Here is a 1,085-nt window from a genome sequence, read left to right as displayed (position 1 = left end):
TGACCGCGACACTCGCACTCACCAAGGCGACCCGCACAGGGACCGCGACCGTGCACATCGAGCCGCAGCCGGGCGGCGGCCTGGCGACCGTCGCCCGACNCGACGGCCGGCAGATCGGCGCCCACATCGGCCCGCACCACCAGGCCACTGGACTGCCCGCCGGCTACGTCGCCGCGATCGGCCGCCTCCCCCTCACCCNGGCGGAAGCCGACACCGTCGCCGCCGCCTACCAGCGGGCGCAGGCCGCGATCTCGCCCGACCTCCACGCCCAGCGTCAGCACCTGGTGGACACGGTCGCCGGCGCGGANGAGCAGTGGGCCGCAGACCGAGCCCGCGGGCTGGACGAGGGCTGGGTCGACCCCCACCGGCACGACGCGCGCAACGAGGCGGAGATCGGGGTCGCGCGGGCCGAGCTGGCCGCGTTCGACGCCGCGCACCCCCACATCGCCGCCGAGCTGGCCGCGTTGCAGTCCGCCGCCGCCAACCGCGCGATGCATGCCTGACCCACACCCACCGCCGCCCCCCGCTCTGCGCGGGGGTGGAGAGGAGACGCTGTGACCGACATGCCGATCATCCCCGAACTCGCCGACCCCGATGGCGACCTCGTCGCCGAGGTCCTCTCCCGGCTCCTGCAGGAGCCGGACGCCGCCGCTAGGCTCCGGGCCTGCGCGGCCCTCGACGGAACCCCCGCCGGCCTCTCCGGCCGCCTCGGCTGGATCCGACNGGTCTCCGTCGCCGNGCTCCACGCGGAGGGCAACAGCTACGAGGCCATTGGCAGGACNATGGGTGTCACGAAGGCGCGCGCCTACCAGATCCACAAGAGCGCGATGGACCCCGCCTACGCCTGGGGCCGCGCCCTCACCGCGCTCCGCGCCCTTGCCGCTGCCGTCGACCGGGTCCGTCCTGGCGGAGGCTACGAGTGGGGGGAAGCGTACAAGCTGATCACCACCGGCCTCGCCACCACCGTGATCCGCCCGCGGATCGAGGACNCGGCCCGCCGCTACGCCCGCATCGCCCGGGTCCGGGGTGGAGTCGACGTGGCCGCCCGGGTCGGCCGGCTGGCCGAGCTGCTGGAGGCGTCCGCC

The 1,085-nt window shown here is 75.6% G+C and carries 1 protein-coding gene; it reads left to right on the top strand.

Annotation, left to right across the window (positions count from 1 at the left end):
* Window positions 1-308 precede the first annotated feature (308 nt).
* Window positions 309-503 (top strand): hypothetical protein (locus tag UG55_RS30595; protein ID WP_206779450.1); only part of this gene is annotated, 195 nt, incomplete at its 5' end.
* Window positions 504-1,085: the final 582 nt, after the last annotated feature.

The organism is Frankia sp. EI5c (assembly GCF_001636565.1).
Classification (GTDB): domain Bacteria; phylum Actinomycetota; class Actinomycetes; order Frankiales; family Frankiaceae; genus Parafrankia.
The sequence above is the reverse complement of the archived record's forward strand: the minus strand, read 5'-3'. Positions and strand labels throughout refer to the sequence as shown.